This is a genomic window from Kitasatospora sp. NPDC048194 (assembly GCF_043202455.1).
Taxonomy (GTDB): domain Bacteria; phylum Actinomycetota; class Actinomycetes; order Streptomycetales; family Streptomycetaceae; genus Kitasatospora.
Window position 1 is genome coordinate 23,790 of the sequence record NZ_JBIDAK010000036.1, and the last position, 15,902, is coordinate 39,691.

Here is a 15,902-nt window from a genome sequence, read left to right on the forward strand (position 1 = left end):
GGCTCGCCCTCCGGCGCGCCGGCCGGCCGAGTCTGTTCCTCTGACGGTCGTTTCAGCACTCCGCCATGCTGGGCCGCACGCCCCCTGTCCGACTTCCGATAACCTGCCAGCCGATGTCGAAAATCCGCCACGATCCCGTCGCACCGACCCGTGCCCGGCTCCTGCCGCCCGGCGCCGGGATCGACGCCCACCGCCACGACGACCACCAGATCGCCTACGCGGCCCGGGGCGTCGTCGCGATCACCACCGACGCCGGCTCCTGGGTCGCCCCCGGCAACCGCGCGCTCTGGATCCCGGCCGGCACCGTCCACGCCCACCAGGCGCACGGCCTGCTCGAGCTCCACCTCGTCGGCCTGCCCGCCGACGACAACCCGCTCGCCCTCGCCCGCCCCACTGTGCTCGCCGTCGGCCCGCTGCTGCGCGAGCTGATCATCGCCTACACCCGGGCCCCCGGGGAGGACAGTCCCGAACGCTCCCGGCTGCGTGCCGTCCTGCTCGACCAGCTACGTGCCTCGCCCCAGCAGCCGCTGCACCTGCCCACCCCCGCCGAGCCGCTCCTCCAGGCCGTGTGCGCACGGCTGCGCGCCGATCCGGCCGACTCCCGGACCCTCGCCGAGCTCGGCCGCGCCGTCGGCGCCAGTAGCCGCACGCTCTCCCGGCTCTTCCGCGCCGACCTCGGCATGACCTTCCCCCAGTGGCGCACCCAGCTGCGCCTTCACCACGCCCTGGTGCTGCTCGCCGAGGGCGTGCCCGTCACGGCCGTCGCGCACCGCTGCGGCTGGTCCTCGGCCAGCGCGTTCATCGACGTCTTCCGCCGGACGTTCGGCCACACCCCGGGCGGCCACACCGCTCAGAACCGCTCGCGGGGCGGCCGCTCGCCGGACGGCCGGTCGCCGGACGTGCACCCGGCGGGCAGCCGCCCGGCGCGCTGAACCGCCCCCGTACTCGCCGATCGGCTGCGGCGGGTGGCAGGCTGGGGGCATGTGCGGCCGCTTCGTCTCCACCACCACGCCCCAGGACCTCGTCTCACTGCTCGGAGAACTCCGCTGGGACCCGGCCGAGACCCTCGCGCCGAGCTGGAACGTCGCCCCCACCGACCCGATCCCCGCCGTGCTCGAACGCGTCGACCGGGAGACCGGCGAGGTGCAGCGCCAACTGCGCGCGCTGCGCTGGGGACTGGTCCCGTCCTGGTCGAAGGACCCGTCCGGCGCCGCCCGGATGATCAACGCGCGCTCGGAGACCGTCGACACCAAGCCCGCCTTCCGCAAGGCCTTCGCCGCCCGCCGCTGCGTCATCCCGGCCGACGGCTATTTCGAGTGGCGCGAAGTCCCCGCCACCGCCGACCGCAAGAAGTACAAGCAGCCGTACTTCCTCAGCACGGGCGGCGTGATGCTCATGGCCGGGCTCTACGAGTTCTGGCGCGACCCCGGCCGGCCCGAGGCCGACCCGCTCGCCTGGCTCGCCACCGCCACCGTCATCACCACCGACGCCACCGACTCGGCCGGCCGCGTCCACGACCGGATGCCGCTGACCATCGCCCCCGACGACGTGCCCACCTGGCTCTCCCCCGCCCACACCGATCCCACGGACCTCCACCACCTGCTGCGCCGCCCCGGCGACGGCGACCTGCGGGTGCGCGCCGTCCCGCCCGCCGTCAACAGCGTCCGCGCGCCCAACGGCCCGGAGCTGCTCGCCACCGCCCCCGATCCGCTGGGCCTGGCGGACTGACGCGCCTGCCTCCGGGAAGCCTCACACCCCCCAGGCCCTCGGGCGGCCGCTCTCCGGGCTCCCGGCCGGGCCCGACCGCTCGCCGTCAGCGCTGCCGCACCGCCGAGAACCCGCAGACGGGTGTGCAGAGGGTGACGATGCCGCTGTAGCGGTACGTCGTCCGCCCGCGGGAGATGCTGTGCACCGTCAACTTCTCGCGCAGCGTAGGCTGGTGGCAGCGCGGGCAGGCCTCGGCGACCGGCTTGCCCCAGGGGCGCTTCGGATCGAGCCTGGTGGCCGCGACGACCATCCCGACCACGGCCAGGCCCGCACCGCCGAAGCCGACCACCCGCCACACGCCGTTCGAGGACTCCCGGCGGTCGATCATCTCGTCGTAGCTGTACGTGCCCCCGCCGCCGTGGTTGGACCAGATCCGGCACTCGGAGTCCCGCGTCATGGTCTGGCCGTCGCAGGTCGGCGCGCTGGTCGGATCGGACTTGCCCACCACCAGCGCCAGGAACAGGCCCAGGGCGGCGAAGAAGCCCAGCACCACCAGGGTCGTCGTCCGGCTCCGGCCGGTCTGGAGCCGTGTGCGCTCCTTCACCGCCGTCTCGATCACAGCGTGCGCCATGTTGCTGCCGTCGACCGCCACCATGTCTCCTGTTGTTCGCGTCTGCGCTCAGATGTTCCCCGGCGGGCCGGGGTCGACACGAACCCACCATGATCAGGCGCCGTTTGCACGGGACTTGGCGAGACCGTGACCTTGGAGCCCGGAGGTCGGCGCGTCCGAGGCCGCGGCGAGGGACGACGGGCGTCCGCGGGCGCGAGGCGGCTGGGGATCGGTTCAGCACCCACAACTCCGTTCTGTAACCGCCGTGTTGGGGGCTTGATGACGGGCAGCCGCGCCGAGCTCCGACCCGGCCGCGGCCGGCGCTTGCCGGGCCGACGATCGTCCGCTCCCGGGCCGGTACTACCCTGGTCCGGGCCCGAACGACCCGTCGCCGGACCGCGCGGTGCGGGGAACGGGGAGAAGTCGGGCCGTGATCAGGACATTCTCATGGGGGGAAGAAGCAGGATGGCTGACGAGCAGGCGCGCGCCGACGACGCCGGGTACACGGAGTACGGGAAGTACGGGGAGTACGGGGGTTGCGAGGAGTACCAGGAGTACGAGGACGACCTGGACCTCCGGGAGCACACCGGCCAGGAGGAGGAGCCGGCGCGGCGCTCGGGCGCGCGCCGGGCGGTGCTGGTGGCCGTAGGCGGGGTCTTCGCCGCGCTGGTCGGGGTCGGCGGCTACGGCGCGTACAACCTGGTGAGCGCCGTATCGGGCGGCTCCTCCGGGGACGGCGGCGGCAGGCCGGCCGCCGCGACGGGGGCGGCGCAGCAGCCGCCGAGCGCGGAGCAGGCCGAGGCGGTGGCCAAGGAGTTCCTGGCGGCCTGGGAGCGGGGGGACTTCACGGTCGCGGGTGGGATGACCGACCGCCCGGAGGCGGCCCGGGCGGCGCTGGCCGCGTTCCACGAGGGGGTGCCCGCCAAGACCCTCACCCTGACCGGAACGGGCCCGGCCCCGGCCGGGACCCCGAGCGAGCCGGCCGTCGGTTTCAAGGTGCGGGCGGAGTTCGACAGCACGCCGGACGCCTGGGAGTACCACAGCGTCATGGGTGTGATGCGGGCCGCGGACGGGCGGATGCTGGTGCGCTGGGTGCCGAGTGTGGTGCACCCCAAGCTCGGTGCGGGCAGGACGATCGGCGTACGTCCGCTGGCCAACCCGGTGTCGAAGCCGACCGACCGCAAGGGCCGTCCGCTGGACGCCTTCCCGTCGCTGCGCAGCGTGCTGCCGCAGATCGCCCCGGCGGACGGTGCGACGGTCGTCACCGGACAGGCGGTGGTGCTGTCCGGCGGCGGTGCCCAGGATCCGGAGCAGTTGTTCGTCCTGACCCCGTCGAGCGCACCGCAGGTCAAGCTCACCTTGGACGCCGATCTCCAGCAGGTCGCCGAAGAGGCGGTCAAGCAGCAGTCGGCGGGTGGCAAGCCGGCCTCGCTGGTGGCCGTCCAGCCGAGCACCGGGCGGATCCTGGCGATGGCCTACTCCCCGCAGGGCGGTTTCAACCGCGCGGTCGGGGGCGGGCAGCCGCCGGGCTCGACGATGAAGGTGATCACCTCCGCCGCGCTGCTGGAGGCGGGCGTGAGCCCGGACACCGTCGTGCCGTGCAAGGAGACCACCTACTCCCCCAGGGCCTGGCACAACGACGAGCCGGGGGACTTCCCCAACGCCACGCTCACCGATGACTTCGCCCGTTCCTGCAACACCGGATTCATCGACAAGGGGCTGGAGAAACTACAGCCGGGCACCCTGGCCGCGGTGGCCCGCGACCAGTTCGGCCTCGGCCTGCAGTGGCACATCGGCATCCCGAGCCGGGACGCCACGATCCCGTTGCCGGGCACCAAGGACGAGGCGGCGGCCGAGTACATCGGGCAGGGCCAGATCCAGGTGAACTCCCTGCTGATGGCCTCGGTCGCCGCGACCGTGCAGAGCGGAACGTTCCGTCAGCCCGTCCTGCGGGAGGACGTCAAGCGCGTCACCGCGCCCGGGAAGCTGCCGGCGGACGTCGCCCGCGACCTGCGCGCCATGATGGCCAGGACCGCGACCCAGGGCACCGCCCGCGCACCGATGTCGGGGCTGAACGGCCAGATCGGGGCCAAGACCGGTACGGTCGAGACCGGCTCCGGCCAGTCCACCAACAGCTGGTTCATCGCCTACCGCGACGACCTCGCCGTCGCCGCCGAGGTCGAGGGCGGCGGCCACGGCAACAGTGCGGCCGGCGTGGCCGCGGCCCAGGTCCTCAAGGCGGGCGGCGGCAACGGCTGACGGCAGTTCCCGCGCCGGCGGCGGTCCCGCACCCGGGGCCGCCGCCGGCCGTCCTCGCACAAGAACCTTCCGGCCGCGAGGCCGAACCGCCGTACTCGCCCCGCACCGTTGGCCTGGAGACCGACGTCAGGGCCGTGCCGCATCCGAACCGGCCGCCACCACAGGCTCGGTGGCGGGGCTGCCCCTGTCCAGGCCGAGCAGGCGGGCCAGGTGCCCGGCCGTACCGGGGAGTCCGTCGGCCAGCACGGTGGTGATACCGAGTTCGGCGGCCGGGAGCAGGTTCGCCGGCTGGTCGTCGACGAACACGCAGGAGGCGGCGGCCAGGCCCATGCGGTCGAGGACCGTCCGGTAGATCGTCGGATCGGGCTTGGCGATGCCCTCGCGCTCGGACACCACCGCGACGTCGAACAGCTCCCAGACGCCCGTCGCCCCGTACGGGTCGTACGGATCCAGCCCGAAGCTGTTGGAGAGCAGCGCCACGGTGTACCCGGCGCGGCGGGCCTCCCGGGCGAACCGGACCATCTCGGCTGCCGGGCGGACCGCCGCCCAGGCCCGACCCATCAGGTTGTCGCCGTCCACCCCGAGGACGGCCCCCGTGCGGGCGTTCCACTCGGCCTGCGGGAGCCGGCCGAGCTCCAGTTCGGTGTACAGCCGCCGCACCACGGGGTCGGTGGTCAGGGTGCGGCGCCACGCGTCCGCGTCGAGGCCTTCGGCCAGGGCCCAGGCGGCGATCGACTCGCGGACGCCCTCGGTGAGGACGCCGACGAAGTCCAGGATCAAGCCGCGGTAGCCGGGCGGTTGTTCCTCCTCGACGGAGCGCTGTGCCATGCCGGGTCCTTCCTCCGCGGTCGTGGCGCCACGGTATCGGCCAGGCCGGCTCCATGGACACGGCGGCCGCTTCGCCGCTCCCCTGTTCGGCGGACAGCGAACCGCGTCCCGGGCTGCGGCGCCTGGGTCCTGGTCCTCGGCGCTGTGGGACCAGTGACGATCCGTCAGCCACGGGCGACGTCACTCGAGTGTTCGAGAGGACCGGTGGTCAGCGGAACCAGGTGCGGATCGCGGCCGCCGTCTCGCGGACGTCAATGTCGTCGGCACGGATGCGGGCGGCGAGCGCGACGGCCTGCTTGGGTTCGGCGGTGACGATGACGCCGGAGGCGCTGAGGTAGGAGGCGGCGACCACCGCGGCGAAGAGCTCGCTGCCGGACTCCAGCGCGGGGACGCGGATCAGTTGGTGCATCAGGGCCGCGGCGCGCTGCTGAACGGTGCCGTAGACGGGGACGTCCATCACGGCGTCGGCGTGGCGGGCGACCGCGGCGGCCAGGGTGCCGTAGTCGGTGACGTCCGGGTCGTGCGGCAGGAACTGGTGGGCGAGGTCGAGCAGCCAGGCCCGGTCGATCCGCAGGATCACGCCGCGTCCGCCGCGGTGTCGCGCGAGCGGTGCGGGTAGGGCCCGAACTCCGCCTCGAAGGCCGGTGCCCAGGCCTGGGCGAAGTGGGCGGCCGCGGTCAGGAACCGTTCGCGCCGCTCGTCCGCCTCCTCTGCGAGCACCTTGCGCGCGTAGTCCGGCAGGCTCATCCCGGCCGCCTCGGCGCGCTGCTCCAGGGCCTCGTGCACGGCGTCGTCCAGTCGGACGTTCAGCTGCTTCATGGCGGCGAGCGTAGCGAGGCGTAGCGCCCGCTACAAGGCGGGCTCGCCACGTCGGCGGACGCCCCGAGGGCGTCATCCGCGGGTGCGGATCCCGGGGCCGGCCGGCCCGGCCACCCGTCGTCGGGTGACCGCGCCCCCGGCCGCGCCCGTCCGTGACCGCAACGGGCCGTTCCCGCTACCCGCCAGCCCCGCTACGAGCGGCCCCGCAGGTCCTCGACCCGGAGGTCCAGGGCGGGCCAGTGCGCGGCCCACCGGGCCAGCCGGTCCGCGTCCAACGGGCTCTGCGGGAGCAACGACGCGTCCGGCAGGAAGGTCACGCAGGTGCCGGTGGTGCCGTCCGGCTCGATCGTGTCGAGGCCGGTCACCGGGATGCCGTGCTCGTAGCGCTGGGTCCAGGCCCCGTTGTGACGCCGGTTGGTGTGGACCAGCCGGCTGCTGAGCGCCGCGACGACGGACATGCCCCGGCGCGGCCGGCCGTCCGGAAGCCGTTCCGCCTCCGCGGATCCGTCCGGGCAGTTCTCCGAGGAGTCGAAGAAGCGCAGGTCCTTGGTCGCCATCACCGGCTTCTTGACCACCTCGCCGCGTTCGTCGACCCGGGTGTCGGTGCCCCGGCCGTCGTCCCGTACCGAGACCGAGCCGTCGGCCCGCAGGGTGACGACGCACCGCCCCGCGCCCCGGCCTGCCGCCTCGTCGGCCGCGTAGGCGACCACCTCGAGCACGAGGTGGTCCACGCCGCCCGGAGCGTAGCGCCCGGGGTCGCGGCGGATGCCCGCGAGGTGGTCCGCGTCCACGGCGGCGGCCCAGTCGTGGGTGGTGTTGGTCCAGGAGGCCCTTGATCCGTGATCCATCCGACGAGTATGCCCCGGAGGCCGCGATCGGCCTTCCCGGCCCACGGCACCAGCGGCCCGCCCAACGTGCCGCGCCGGCAGGGCACTTGCCGCCCGGAGCGGTCCGGACCGAGGGGTGCCCCGGCTGCCGCCCCGGTCAGCCGGTGACCAGTCGGCGGCCGGTGATCTCGGCGGGTCGGATCCGTACCCAGCAGGGTCTGTCCCCGCCCGCCCAGGGGGCCGCGCCGGGGAGGCCGTCGAGGTGCCGTGTCTCCTCCTGGTCGTCCACGTAGTGGGCCGTGCCGACCGCGAGGACGCTCCAGCCGCGCCCGAGGTACTCGTCGATGTGGTCGACCTGGAACGACACCTCGGCGCCTTCCTGGGGGGCGGTGCCGACGTGGGGGCCCGTACGGTAGGCGAACGAGGCCCGGTCGACGACGTAGTTGACGGGGTAGACCGCCGGCCCCGGCCGCACCGGCAGGCCGATCCGGCCGACGCCGTGGGTGCCCACCATGTCCCAGCACTCGGCCTCGGTCAGGCTGAGCAGCCGGGGGCGCGGGCCGGGGCCGCCCTGCCCGGGCGGGGCGTCGCGACGGCCCGTCAGGAGCTCCTCCCGGCTCATGCCGAGGGCGGCGGCGATCCGGACGAACCCGCCGGGGTCGAACGTCGGTCCGGCTTCGAGCAGGTGGTGCAGGTAGCGGGGAGCCATCGCCGCCTGGCGGGCCAGCGAATCCTCGGTGATGCCGAGTCGCTCCCGCTGTTCGGTGATCCGGTGGGCCACGTCGGCGGGGGCGCCATCGTGCTCGGGATCGCGGTCGGGACCGGGACCCGGGCCGGGATCACGGTCGGAACCGGGACCAGAACCGGAACCGGGGCCGGAATCGGGGTCGGTCGTGTCGTTCACGGTGATGGCTCCTCGGCTCGCCAAGGGAGGTCGTCCGGACGGCACCCGGACGGCACCCGGACGGTGACCAGGCCGGACGCGTCCGGGGACCGGGCCGGACCCATCCAAGCGTCCAGCCCAGCGCAAGTCGAGGAAGGCCACGGGCCCGTGCGTGTCGAAGCGGCCCGGCCGTGGGCGCCGCCGACCGGCGCACACGCGGGGCGAAGCCCTCCCGGTCGTGCGCGGGCCCGTAGGGGCGCCTCAGCGGCGCAGTTCCTCCTGAAGGGCTTCCTGGCCCGCCAGGAGGCTCTCCAGGAACTGCCCGTGCTTGGCGAGCGTGCTGCTCTGCGCTTCCAGGGTCCGGGCGTGGGCCCGCAGCACCCGGGTCTGTTCGTTCTGTCCGGAGACCATGACGCCGACGACGTCGGCGAGGCTGGTCATCGACTGGGGCCGCTCGACCCGGTCCCCGTGGCCGCCCTCCGGCGCCCGGGTGCGGACGGGCACGACGGCGCGGTCCTCCGTGCCGTCCCGGTCGGTCCTTGCCCCGGCCGTGTCCGTCGTGCCCGCGTCCGGACGCTCAGCCGCCGCACTCGTCGCGCGCCCCGTCGCTACCGTGCGCTCCCCCGCCGTCGTACGCCCCGTCGCCGTACGCACCGTCGCCGCCGCACGGGCCGCCGCGGACTCCTCGCGCAGCCGGTCGACCTCCGCCTCCAACGCCGTCAGCCGCGCCCGCAGGTCCTCCAGCTCGCCCATCTTCTCCACCGTCCCGAACCCTCCCGGCCGCCCACGGCCATTGACGTGCGGATTCAGCCTATCCGCAGCCCGCACCACCGGCCGGCGCCCGGGACGGACGACCGCTCGGCCCGCCGAGGAACAGACGGACAACGCCGCGGTGGTCATCCTGGGGATCGCGCTCGCCTACGCGCTGACGGCGGTCGCGAACACCTTGATCATGGCGATGGCGGCGGCGGCGGGAGTTCGCGTTGCTCGGGCTGGCCGGCGCGGTACGCGGCCAGATCGTCCGGGTGGCCGCGGCCGAGTCGGTCATAACGGTGGTCGTCGGCACCGTGCTCGCCGCCGTCGCCACCGGGCTGGCGGCGGCCACCCAACGCGCCTCCCCGGCACAGCTGGTGGCCTCGGCCCCACGGTGGTCCTGTGGCCGCAGCTCCTGGCGACCATCGCGCTGTGCGCCCTCGTCACCGTGGTCACCTCGTCGGTGGCGACGGGGCGGGCGACTCACCGGCGAGCGGCGGAGGCAGTCGGCGTCCGCGAGTAGCACACTCCGACCGGCCCGGCCCGCCCCGACCCAGCCGGGTCAGGCCGGGGCGGCGGCACGGGAGCGCCGATCACCGCGGGCACCCGCCGGTCCGGCCCGCCCGGTCGGTGTCGGCTGCCCGGCCGGGCGCACTCGGGCGGCGAACCGGCGTACGGCCGCCCGCGCCGAGGACGCACCGGGGCCGCGTCAACGATGCGTCAAGATCCGGGTCCGCACGCCTTACCGTCCGGTCGGCCCGGGCGCATACTGTGCTGCGCGCGGCGCGCCCCGGCGACAGGGCCACTCCGGACCCGGCCCGGCCGCACCGCGACGGGGAGAAGGTAGAACAGGCGTGGCAGTACTCGTGATCGTCGTCGTGGTCGCCCTGCTGTGGCTGGTGACCGGCGTGCGGGTGGTGCAGCAGTACGAGCGCGGTGTGGTGTTCCGGCTGGGCCGGGTGCGCGGGTCGGTCCGCGAGCCGGGCATGACGCTGCTGGTGCCGCTGCTCGATCGGATGCGCAAGGTGAACGTCCAGGTCATCACGATGCCGGTGCCCGCCCAGGAGGGCATCACCAAGGACAACGTCTCGGTGAGCGTCGACGCGGTGCTGTACTTCCGCGTGATCGAGCCGATCAAGGCCACCGTGGACGTGCAGAACTACGGCTTCGCCATGCTGCAGGTCGCCCAGACCTCGCTGCGTTCGATCATCGGCAAGAGCGAGCTGGACGACCTGCTCTCCGGCCGGGAGCAGCTGCACCAGGGCCTCGAGGTCATGCTGGAGAGCCCAGCGGCGGGTTGGGGCGTGCACATCGACCGGGTGGAGATCAAGGACGTCAGCCTGCCCGACTCGATGAAGCGCTCGATGGCCCGTCAGGCCGAGGCCGACCGCGAGCGCCGGGCCCGGATCATCACGGCCGACGGTGAGTTCCAGGCGGCTGCCAAGCTGGCCGAGGCGGCGGCGAAGATGGCCGAGACCCCGGCGGCGATGCAGCTGCGCATGCTGCAGACGGTGGTCGAGGTCGCGGCGGAGAAGAACTCGACGCTCGTGCTGCCGTTCCCGGTGGAGCTGCTGCGCTTCTTCGAGGCCTCCACGGCCCGGCTCGCCGAGGGCGCCGCCGTCCCCGCGCCCGCCGCTGCCCGGACCGCGTCGCCGCAGGCGCCCGCCGTCCCGCCGCAGGCGGCCGCCCAGGGCGACTGACGCCCGATCAGCCCCGGTCCCGTCTCACGGACGGACGATCGGCAGCAGCACCTCGTCCACGATCGCTGCCGGGTCGAGGAGTTCGGCGTCGCCGCCGCACATCTTGATCCGGTACAGCATCAACGCCGGCACCACGTCGGTGACCAGCGGGGTGACCGACCCGGGGCGGACCTCGCCCCGGGCGGTGCCCCGGTCGAGCACGTCGGCGATCAGCGCGGTGGTGGGCTCGACCACCCGCTCCAGGACGAGCGCCAGGAAGGCGTGCGCCCGACGGTGGTCGAGCTCGCTCATGATCGCCCGGACGGCGGCGCCGAGTTCGCTGAACATCGCGGTGCGCAGCCCGGTCACCACCTCCAGCAGGTCCCCGCGCAGGCTGCCGGTGTCGGGGGCCGGGCCGGCCGGGGGCAGGCTGGCCCGCAGCGCGTCCATCACCAGGTCCTCCTTGGAGGACCATCGGCGGTAGAGCGCCGCCTTCCCGGTCTGCGCGGCGGCGGCGACGCCCTCCATGGTGAGTCGCGCGTAGCCGTCGGTGGTGAGCTGCTGGAGGGCCGCCTCGTAGATGGCGCTCTCCAGCGCCTCCCCGCGCCGCCGGAGCCGGGCGGCCGTCACCGCCGCTCGCGCGGTGTCGGTTTCAGCGGACATGGCTGCGCACCTTCCGGGGTTCTCTGGTCACCACGCCTGCCTCCAATGTTAGTGAACGAACCCGTTCCCTCCCAGCCACCGGGCGCCGCTCGGAGCGGCCCGGGCGCCGCCGCCCGTGTCCCGGACCCGGCCTGAACCCGCGGCCTGAACCCGCGGCCTGAACGCGGGACCTGAACCCGTTCGGGTGACTCCCGGGCACTGCTGCCGTCGCAGCGGCGAACGGTTCCGCTACCAACGGAGGGCACCATCCCCGACGGAGAGGCGGACCCCCACGTGGCCGCACCCACCACCTGCGACCGGAGCGCGACCGGCGACGGTCCCGCCCACACCTCCAACCCGGCCAGAGCCGACAACCCGGCCAGAGCCGCCGACCCCGCCCACCAGGACGGGGCCGCCCTCGGCCGCCAGGGCGCCGGCGGCCTCCGCGCGGGCGCCGCCGACCGCGCCGGGGGCCTGAGCGCCGCCGCGTTCGAGCCCACCGGCGTGGGCGTGCCCGACCACGACCTGCGCAACCACCTGACGGCGTCGGAGGAGAACCTGTGATCGCTCGGATCGCCAAGGCCGCGCTGGCGCTGCTGCTCGCCCTCGGTCTGCTGATCGTCGTCGGCCTCCGCCTGGACGATGACGACGACGACGCGGACTTCCGCGAGTTCGCCGACAGCTGCTGACGGCCGACCGCCGCCGGGGCTGTTCCGTGCAGAAGGCTCGCGACGAGGCTCGCGGTGACGGCAGGGAGCGGGCCGAGCGGCCCCGAGCGGAACGGTCGTCATGCGGTGCGGCGGCGCGCCCGGTGCGGCCTGCGATCAGTTCGCGACCGGCGGGTTGGGCCGGGTCAGCCCGCGGTCGTAGGCGAAGATCACGGCCTGCACGCGGTCCCGGGCGCCGATCTTCGAGAGCACCCGGCTGACGTGCGTCTTGACGGTCGACTCGGCCAGCACCAGGCGCCGGGCGATCTCGCTGTTCGTCCAGCCCCGGGCGATGGCCGTCAGGATCTCCCGCTCGCGCTCGGTCAGCGCGTCCAGCCGGGCGTCCTCGACCGCCGCCGCGCCCGCCGGGCGGACCGGCAGGTGGTGGGCGTAGGCGTCGAGCAGGCGGCGGGTGATGGCGGGGGCCACCACCGCGTCGCCCTCGGCGACCGCGCGGATCCCGGCGAGCAGTTCCTCCGGGCGGGCGTCCTTCAGCAGGAAGCCGCTGGCTCCGGCGCGCAGCGCGGCGTGGGCGTACTCGTCGAGGTCGAAGGTGGTGAGCACGAGGATGCGCGAGCGTCCGCCCGTCGCGACGATCTGCCGGGTGGCCTCGATGCCGTCCATCCCGGGCATCCGGATGTCCATCAGGACGACGTCGGGCCGCAGGCCGGCGGTCAGCCGGACGGCCTCGCCGCCGTGGGCGGCCTCGCCGACCACCTCGGTGTCGGGCTGGCTCTCCAGCAGCATCCGGAAGCCGTAGCGCTGCAGTGGCTGGTCGTCCACGATGAGGACGGTGGTCACGTCGGGCCGCCTGTCGGTTCGGGGGTGAGGTCCAGTACGGCCTCCACGGTCCATCCTGCCCCAGGGCCGGGGCCCGCCGTGACGGTGCCGCGGTACAGGGCCGCGCGTTCGCGCATGCCGGCCAGGCCGTGGCCCTCGCCGGCCGGCCGCACCGGCCCGGGGTCGGCGCCGGGCGGACCGCTGTCCCGCACGCGCACCCGCAGCCGGGCGGTGTCGGCGGTCAGGGTCACGTGCGCGCGGGTCCCGGCGCCGGCGTGCTTGAGGGAGTTGGTGAGCGCCTCCTGCACGATCCGGTAGGCCATCAGCTGGACTCCGCGGTCGAGCTGGTCGACGTCGCCGCCGACGGTGTAGAGCACCTGGGGGCCGGCGGCGCGGATGCGGGCGCACAGCGCGTCGAGGTCGGCGATGCCGGGCTGGGGGTTGAACTCGGCGGCCTGGTCGCCCTGGTCGCGCAGCACGCCGAGCATCCGGCGCAGTTCGCCGAGCGCCTGGCGGCTGGTCTCGCCGATCAGTTGGAGCGCCTCCCGGCCGCGATCGGGGGACGTCTGGGCGGCGTAGGCGCCGCCGTCGGCGAGGGTGACGATGACGGAGAGGTTGTGGCCGATGATGTCGTGCATCTCCCGGGCCACCCGGGTGCGTTCGGTGGCGGCGGCGAGTCGGCTGCGTTGGTCGCGCTCGATCTCCAGCCGGGCGGCCCGCTCGCGCAGCCCGGCGAGCTGGGCGCGGCGGATGCGCACCGCGATGCCGAGGGCGACGGCCGCCGTGGCGGCGCTGACCAGGAAGAACAGTGCGTCGCCGACCGGCAGCCCGCCGCCGGAGACCTGCACGGCCACCAGGGCCATCGCGCCCACCATCACGGCGCAGGACCAGGCCAGGTGCCGCAGCCGCCCGTGCAGGGCGAGGCTGTAGAGGGCGACCAGCAGGGCGGCGTCGGCGCGCAGGGCGACGCCGAGCGACCACTGCAGCACGAAGACCGCCATGATCGCCGCGAGCGCCTCGGTGGGCCGCCGGCGCCGCCACAGCAAGGGCAGGACCAGACCCGCCTGGAAGGCCAGCATGGCGGGCAGCGGTGGGCGGGCGAAGACGATCCGGTGCTCGTGCGCGGGCTCGTCGCGGCCGGCGAAGGGGAAGAGGTCGGGGAGGCAGAACATCAGGACGACCACCGCGACCACGGCGGCGTCCAGGACCCAGGGGTGGTCGCGGTCCGCCTGCCGCACGCGCTGGCCGATCCCGGCCAGCCGGACGAACAGCGGGTGGCCGGACAGCGCGTCGGCGGCCAAGCCGTCGGGAATGGCTCGGTCCTCGCTCACCGGTGGCTTCTCCCTGGTGGTGGTACGGGTGGTGCGGCGCCGGGAGTTCCGACGCCGCACCGGGAGTCTCTCAGGCGTCCGTGCGGACCAGCCGTACGGCGGCGCCGGCGAGGGCGAGCACCGTCCAGCCGAGGAAGACCAGCAGTCCGGCCGTCGGCGAGAGGGTGGTCGTGTCGTGGTGGAGGGCGAACATCGCCTCACCCGCGTGGCTCGGCAGGTAGGGGCTGATGTGGTCCTGCCACGAGCTGGGCAGCAGCGACACCAGCCCGGGGATCAGCATCAGCGAGGCGACCAGCACCGAGATGCCGCCGGCCACCGAGCGTAGCAGCGCACCGAGGGCGACGCCGATCACGCCGACCAGGCCCAGGTAGAGCGCGGCGCCGAGCAGGCCGCGCACCACCCCGGCGTCCGAGAGGGTCATCGCCGCCCGCGTCCCGGAGAGGATGCGGGTGTCCACCAGGAAGGCGACGAACACCCCGACCGTGGCGAGGACCAGCGCGATCAGGCCGTACACCGCGGCCTTGGACCAGAGCACCGGCAGACGGCGCGGCACCGCGGCCAGGGTCGAGCGGATCATGCCGGTCGAGTACTCGCCGGCCGCGACCAGCACGCCGAGGACGCCGAGCGCCAGCTGCGCGAAGTTGGTGCCGAACAGCGACAGGCTGAGGGTGCTCGCGGCGGCGAAGTCCCGGTCCATCGGGCGGCCGGAGGTGATCCGCGACTTGAACTGGGAGGCCGCGATCAGGCCGAAGGCGATCAGGAAGAGCAGCGCCAGCCCGAGGGTGATCCAGGTCGAGCGCAGCGACCACAGCTTGGCCCACTCGGAGCGCAGCACGCGTGCGGCCGTCACCTTGTACGCGGGGCGGGCGGCACGCGGTTCGGTGGACGTGGCGGGCTCGGAGGTCACGATGGTGCTCATGCCGCGCTCCTCGGGGTCTCGGTCTCGGCGTCGTTCTCGGGCGTGCTCGCGGCCTTGCCCTCGGTTCCGGCGGTGGTGGTGCCGTGGTACTCCACGGCGTCCCTGGTCAGGTCCATGAACGCCTCTTCGAGGGAGACCGTCCGCGGGGTGAGCTCGAAGACGGCGATGCCGTGTTCGGCGGCGGTCAGGCCGATCTCGCGGGCGGTACGGCCGCTGACCAGGAGTTCCTCGGAGCCGGAGCGGCCGGTGATCTCCACACCGGGGCCGGCCAGCGCCGAGCGCAGCCGGGCCGGGTCGGCGCTGGCCACCTTGACGACGTCGCCACCGGCCTCCCGGACCAGGTCCTGCACGGTGGTGTCGGCGAGCAGCCGGCCGCGGCCGACGATGATGAGATGGTCGGCGACCAGCGAGACCTCGCTCATCAGGTGCGAGGAGACGAAGACGGTGCGCCCCTCGGCGGCGAGGGAGGTGAGCAGGTTGCGGATCCACAGGACGCCCTCGGGGTCGAGACCGTTGACCGGCTCGTCCAGCATCACCGTGGCCGGGTCGCCCAGCAGGGCGGCCGCGATGCCGAGCCGCTGGCCCATGCCGAGCGAGAACGCCCCGGCCCGCTTGCGGGCGACGCTCTGCAGGCCGGTCATCTCGATGACCTCCTCCACCCGGCGGCGCGGGATGCCGTGGGTGTGCGCCTGGGCCATCAGGTGGTTGAAGGCCGAACGGCCTGGGTGGATCGACTTGGCCTCCAGCAGCGCGCCGACCTCCTGCAACGGCGCGGCGTGCTCGGCGTAGCGGCGGCCGTTGACCCGCACCGACCCGCTGGTGGGTGCGTCCAGGCCGACGACCATCCGCATGGTGGTGGACTTCCCGGCCCCGTTGGGCCCGAGGAACCCGGTCACCGTTCCCGGTCGGACGGTGAAGTCCAGCCTGTCCACGGCGGTCTTCTCCCCGTACCGCTTCGTCAGCTGGTGCGCCTCGATCATCGCTCGCCCTTACGTCCAGGGGCCGGGCCGTCCCGGCCGCCCACGGTTCCACGCTAGGTGCGGCCCGGGCCGGATCCGTGGCACCGCGGGCTGATCATCGGGCCGTCCGTAGTACCGCGGTACCACGACGCCCACTCCGGCTCGGTGCGGCTCCCGCCGGGCCGCCGACCTGCCCGGC

The 15,902-nt window shown here is 74.4% G+C and carries 18 protein-coding genes; 6 read left to right on the forward strand and 12 right to left on the reverse strand.

The window, feature by feature from the left end; genetic code table 11:
* Nucleotides 1-113: 113 nt before the first annotated feature.
* On the forward strand, nt 114-932 hold the full coding sequence (locus tag ACGF07_RS30370; RefSeq protein WP_392903901.1) for an AraC family transcriptional regulator: 819 nt from the start codon (nt 114-116) through the stop codon (nt 930-932).
* Between the two features lie 49 nt (nt 933-981).
* Nucleotides 982-1,728, forward strand: coding sequence for an SOS response-associated peptidase (locus ACGF07_RS30375; RefSeq protein ID WP_392903903.1), 747 nt, complete (start codon nt 982-984; stop codon nt 1,726-1,728).
* A gap of 85 nt (nt 1,729-1,813) precedes the next feature.
* On the opposite strand, the gene ACGF07_RS30380 is transcribed toward ACGF07_RS30375, so the two are convergent.
* Complete coding sequence (locus tag ACGF07_RS30380; RefSeq protein ID WP_350745115.1) at nt 1,814-2,362, reverse strand: hypothetical protein; 549 nt, start codon at nt 2,360-2,362, stop codon at nt 1,814-1,816.
* A 420-nt stretch (nt 2,363-2,782) separates the two neighbouring features.
* On the opposite strand from ACGF07_RS30380, the gene ACGF07_RS30385 reads away from it, so the two are divergent.
* A complete protein-coding gene (locus tag ACGF07_RS30385) occupies nt 2,783-4,576 on the forward strand; it encodes a penicillin-binding transpeptidase domain-containing protein (RefSeq protein ID WP_392903906.1) in 1,794 nt (597 codons plus the stop codon).
* A gap of 126 nt (nt 4,577-4,702) precedes the next feature.
* Here ACGF07_RS30385 and ACGF07_RS30390 read toward each other — a convergent pair whose 3' ends face one another.
* The 6 genes from ACGF07_RS30390 to ACGF07_RS30415 form a co-directional block, all read right to left on the reverse strand.
* Entirely contained in the window at nt 4,703-5,404 is a 702-nt protein-coding gene (locus ACGF07_RS30390) for an HAD family hydrolase (RefSeq protein WP_392903909.1), read from the reverse strand.
* 208 nt (nt 5,405-5,612) lie between these two features.
* The gene (locus ACGF07_RS30395) at nt 5,613-5,984 is read right to left on the reverse strand and encodes a fic family toxin-antitoxin system, toxin component (RefSeq protein WP_392903911.1); all 372 of its coding nucleotides are present in this window, start codon (nt 5,982-5,984) and stop codon (nt 5,613-5,615) included.
* Complete coding sequence (locus tag ACGF07_RS30400) at nt 5,981-6,223, reverse strand: plasmid mobilization protein (RefSeq protein ID WP_392903913.1); 243 nt, start codon at nt 6,221-6,223, stop codon at nt 5,981-5,983. The genes ACGF07_RS30395 and ACGF07_RS30400 overlap by 4 nt, the downstream gene beginning before the upstream one ends.
* 191 nt (nt 6,224-6,414) lie before the next feature.
* A complete protein-coding gene (locus ACGF07_RS30405; RefSeq protein WP_392903915.1) occupies nt 6,415-7,071 on the reverse strand; it encodes an ATP-binding protein in 657 nt (218 codons plus the stop codon).
* A 136-nt stretch (nt 7,072-7,207) separates the two neighbouring features.
* A complete protein-coding gene (locus ACGF07_RS30410; RefSeq protein ID WP_392903918.1) occupies nt 7,208-7,831 on the reverse strand; it encodes a pyridoxamine 5'-phosphate oxidase family protein in 624 nt (207 codons plus the stop codon).
* Nucleotides 7,832-8,194: 363 nt separating this feature from the next.
* Nucleotides 8,195-8,686, reverse strand: a complete 492-nt coding sequence (locus ACGF07_RS30415) for a hypothetical protein (protein WP_392903920.1) — start codon at nt 8,684-8,686, stop codon at nt 8,195-8,197.
* 854 nt (nt 8,687-9,540) lie between these two features.
* Here ACGF07_RS30415 and ACGF07_RS30420 point away from each other — a divergent pair.
* Entirely contained in the window at nt 9,541-10,386 is an 846-nt protein-coding gene (locus ACGF07_RS30420) for a slipin family protein (RefSeq protein WP_392903922.1), read from the forward strand.
* Between the two features lie 24 nt (nt 10,387-10,410).
* Here the strand turns inward: ACGF07_RS30420 and ACGF07_RS30425 are convergent, their stop codons facing one another.
* Nucleotides 10,411-11,028, reverse strand: a complete 618-nt coding sequence (locus tag ACGF07_RS30425; protein WP_350745419.1) for a TetR/AcrR family transcriptional regulator C-terminal ligand-binding domain-containing protein — start codon at nt 11,026-11,028, stop codon at nt 10,411-10,413.
* A gap of 273 nt (nt 11,029-11,301) precedes the next feature.
* Here ACGF07_RS30425 and ACGF07_RS30430 point away from each other — a divergent pair, with 273 nt between their 5' ends.
* Together ACGF07_RS30430 and ACGF07_RS30435 are read left to right on the forward strand one after the other, a co-directional pair.
* Nucleotides 11,302-11,571: a hypothetical protein gene (locus tag ACGF07_RS30430; protein WP_392903924.1), complete on the forward strand. Its 270-nt coding sequence runs from the start codon at nt 11,302-11,304 to the stop codon at nt 11,569-11,571.
* Nucleotides 11,568-11,696: a hypothetical protein gene (locus tag ACGF07_RS30435; RefSeq protein ID WP_350745425.1), complete on the forward strand. Its 129-nt coding sequence runs from the start codon at nt 11,568-11,570 to the stop codon at nt 11,694-11,696. Before ACGF07_RS30430 ends, ACGF07_RS30435 begins: the two co-directional genes overlap by 4 nt.
* Nucleotides 11,697-11,831: 135 nt before the next feature.
* Here ACGF07_RS30435 and ACGF07_RS30440 read toward each other — a convergent pair whose 3' ends face one another.
* The 4 genes from ACGF07_RS30440 to ACGF07_RS30455 all read right to left on the reverse strand — a co-directional run bounded on the left by ACGF07_RS30440 (nt 11,832) and on the right by ACGF07_RS30455 (nt 15,724).
* Nucleotides 11,832-12,515 (reverse strand): response regulator, encoded by a 684-nt coding sequence (locus tag ACGF07_RS30440; protein ID WP_392903927.1) that lies wholly within the window; start codon nt 12,513-12,515, stop codon nt 11,832-11,834.
* Complete coding sequence (locus ACGF07_RS30445) at nt 12,512-13,825, reverse strand: histidine kinase (RefSeq protein ID WP_392903929.1); 1,314 nt, start codon at nt 13,823-13,825, stop codon at nt 12,512-12,514. Before ACGF07_RS30445 ends, ACGF07_RS30440 begins: the two co-directional genes overlap by 4 nt.
* A gap of 70 nt (nt 13,826-13,895) precedes the next feature.
* Entirely contained in the window at nt 13,896-14,744 is an 849-nt protein-coding gene (locus ACGF07_RS30450) for an ABC transporter permease (protein WP_392903932.1), read from the reverse strand.
* Entirely contained in the window at nt 14,741-15,724 is a 984-nt protein-coding gene (locus tag ACGF07_RS30455) for an ATP-binding cassette domain-containing protein (protein WP_392903934.1), read from the reverse strand. The genes ACGF07_RS30450 and ACGF07_RS30455 overlap by 4 nt, the downstream gene beginning before the upstream one ends.
* Nucleotides 15,725-15,902 lie beyond the last annotated feature (178 nt).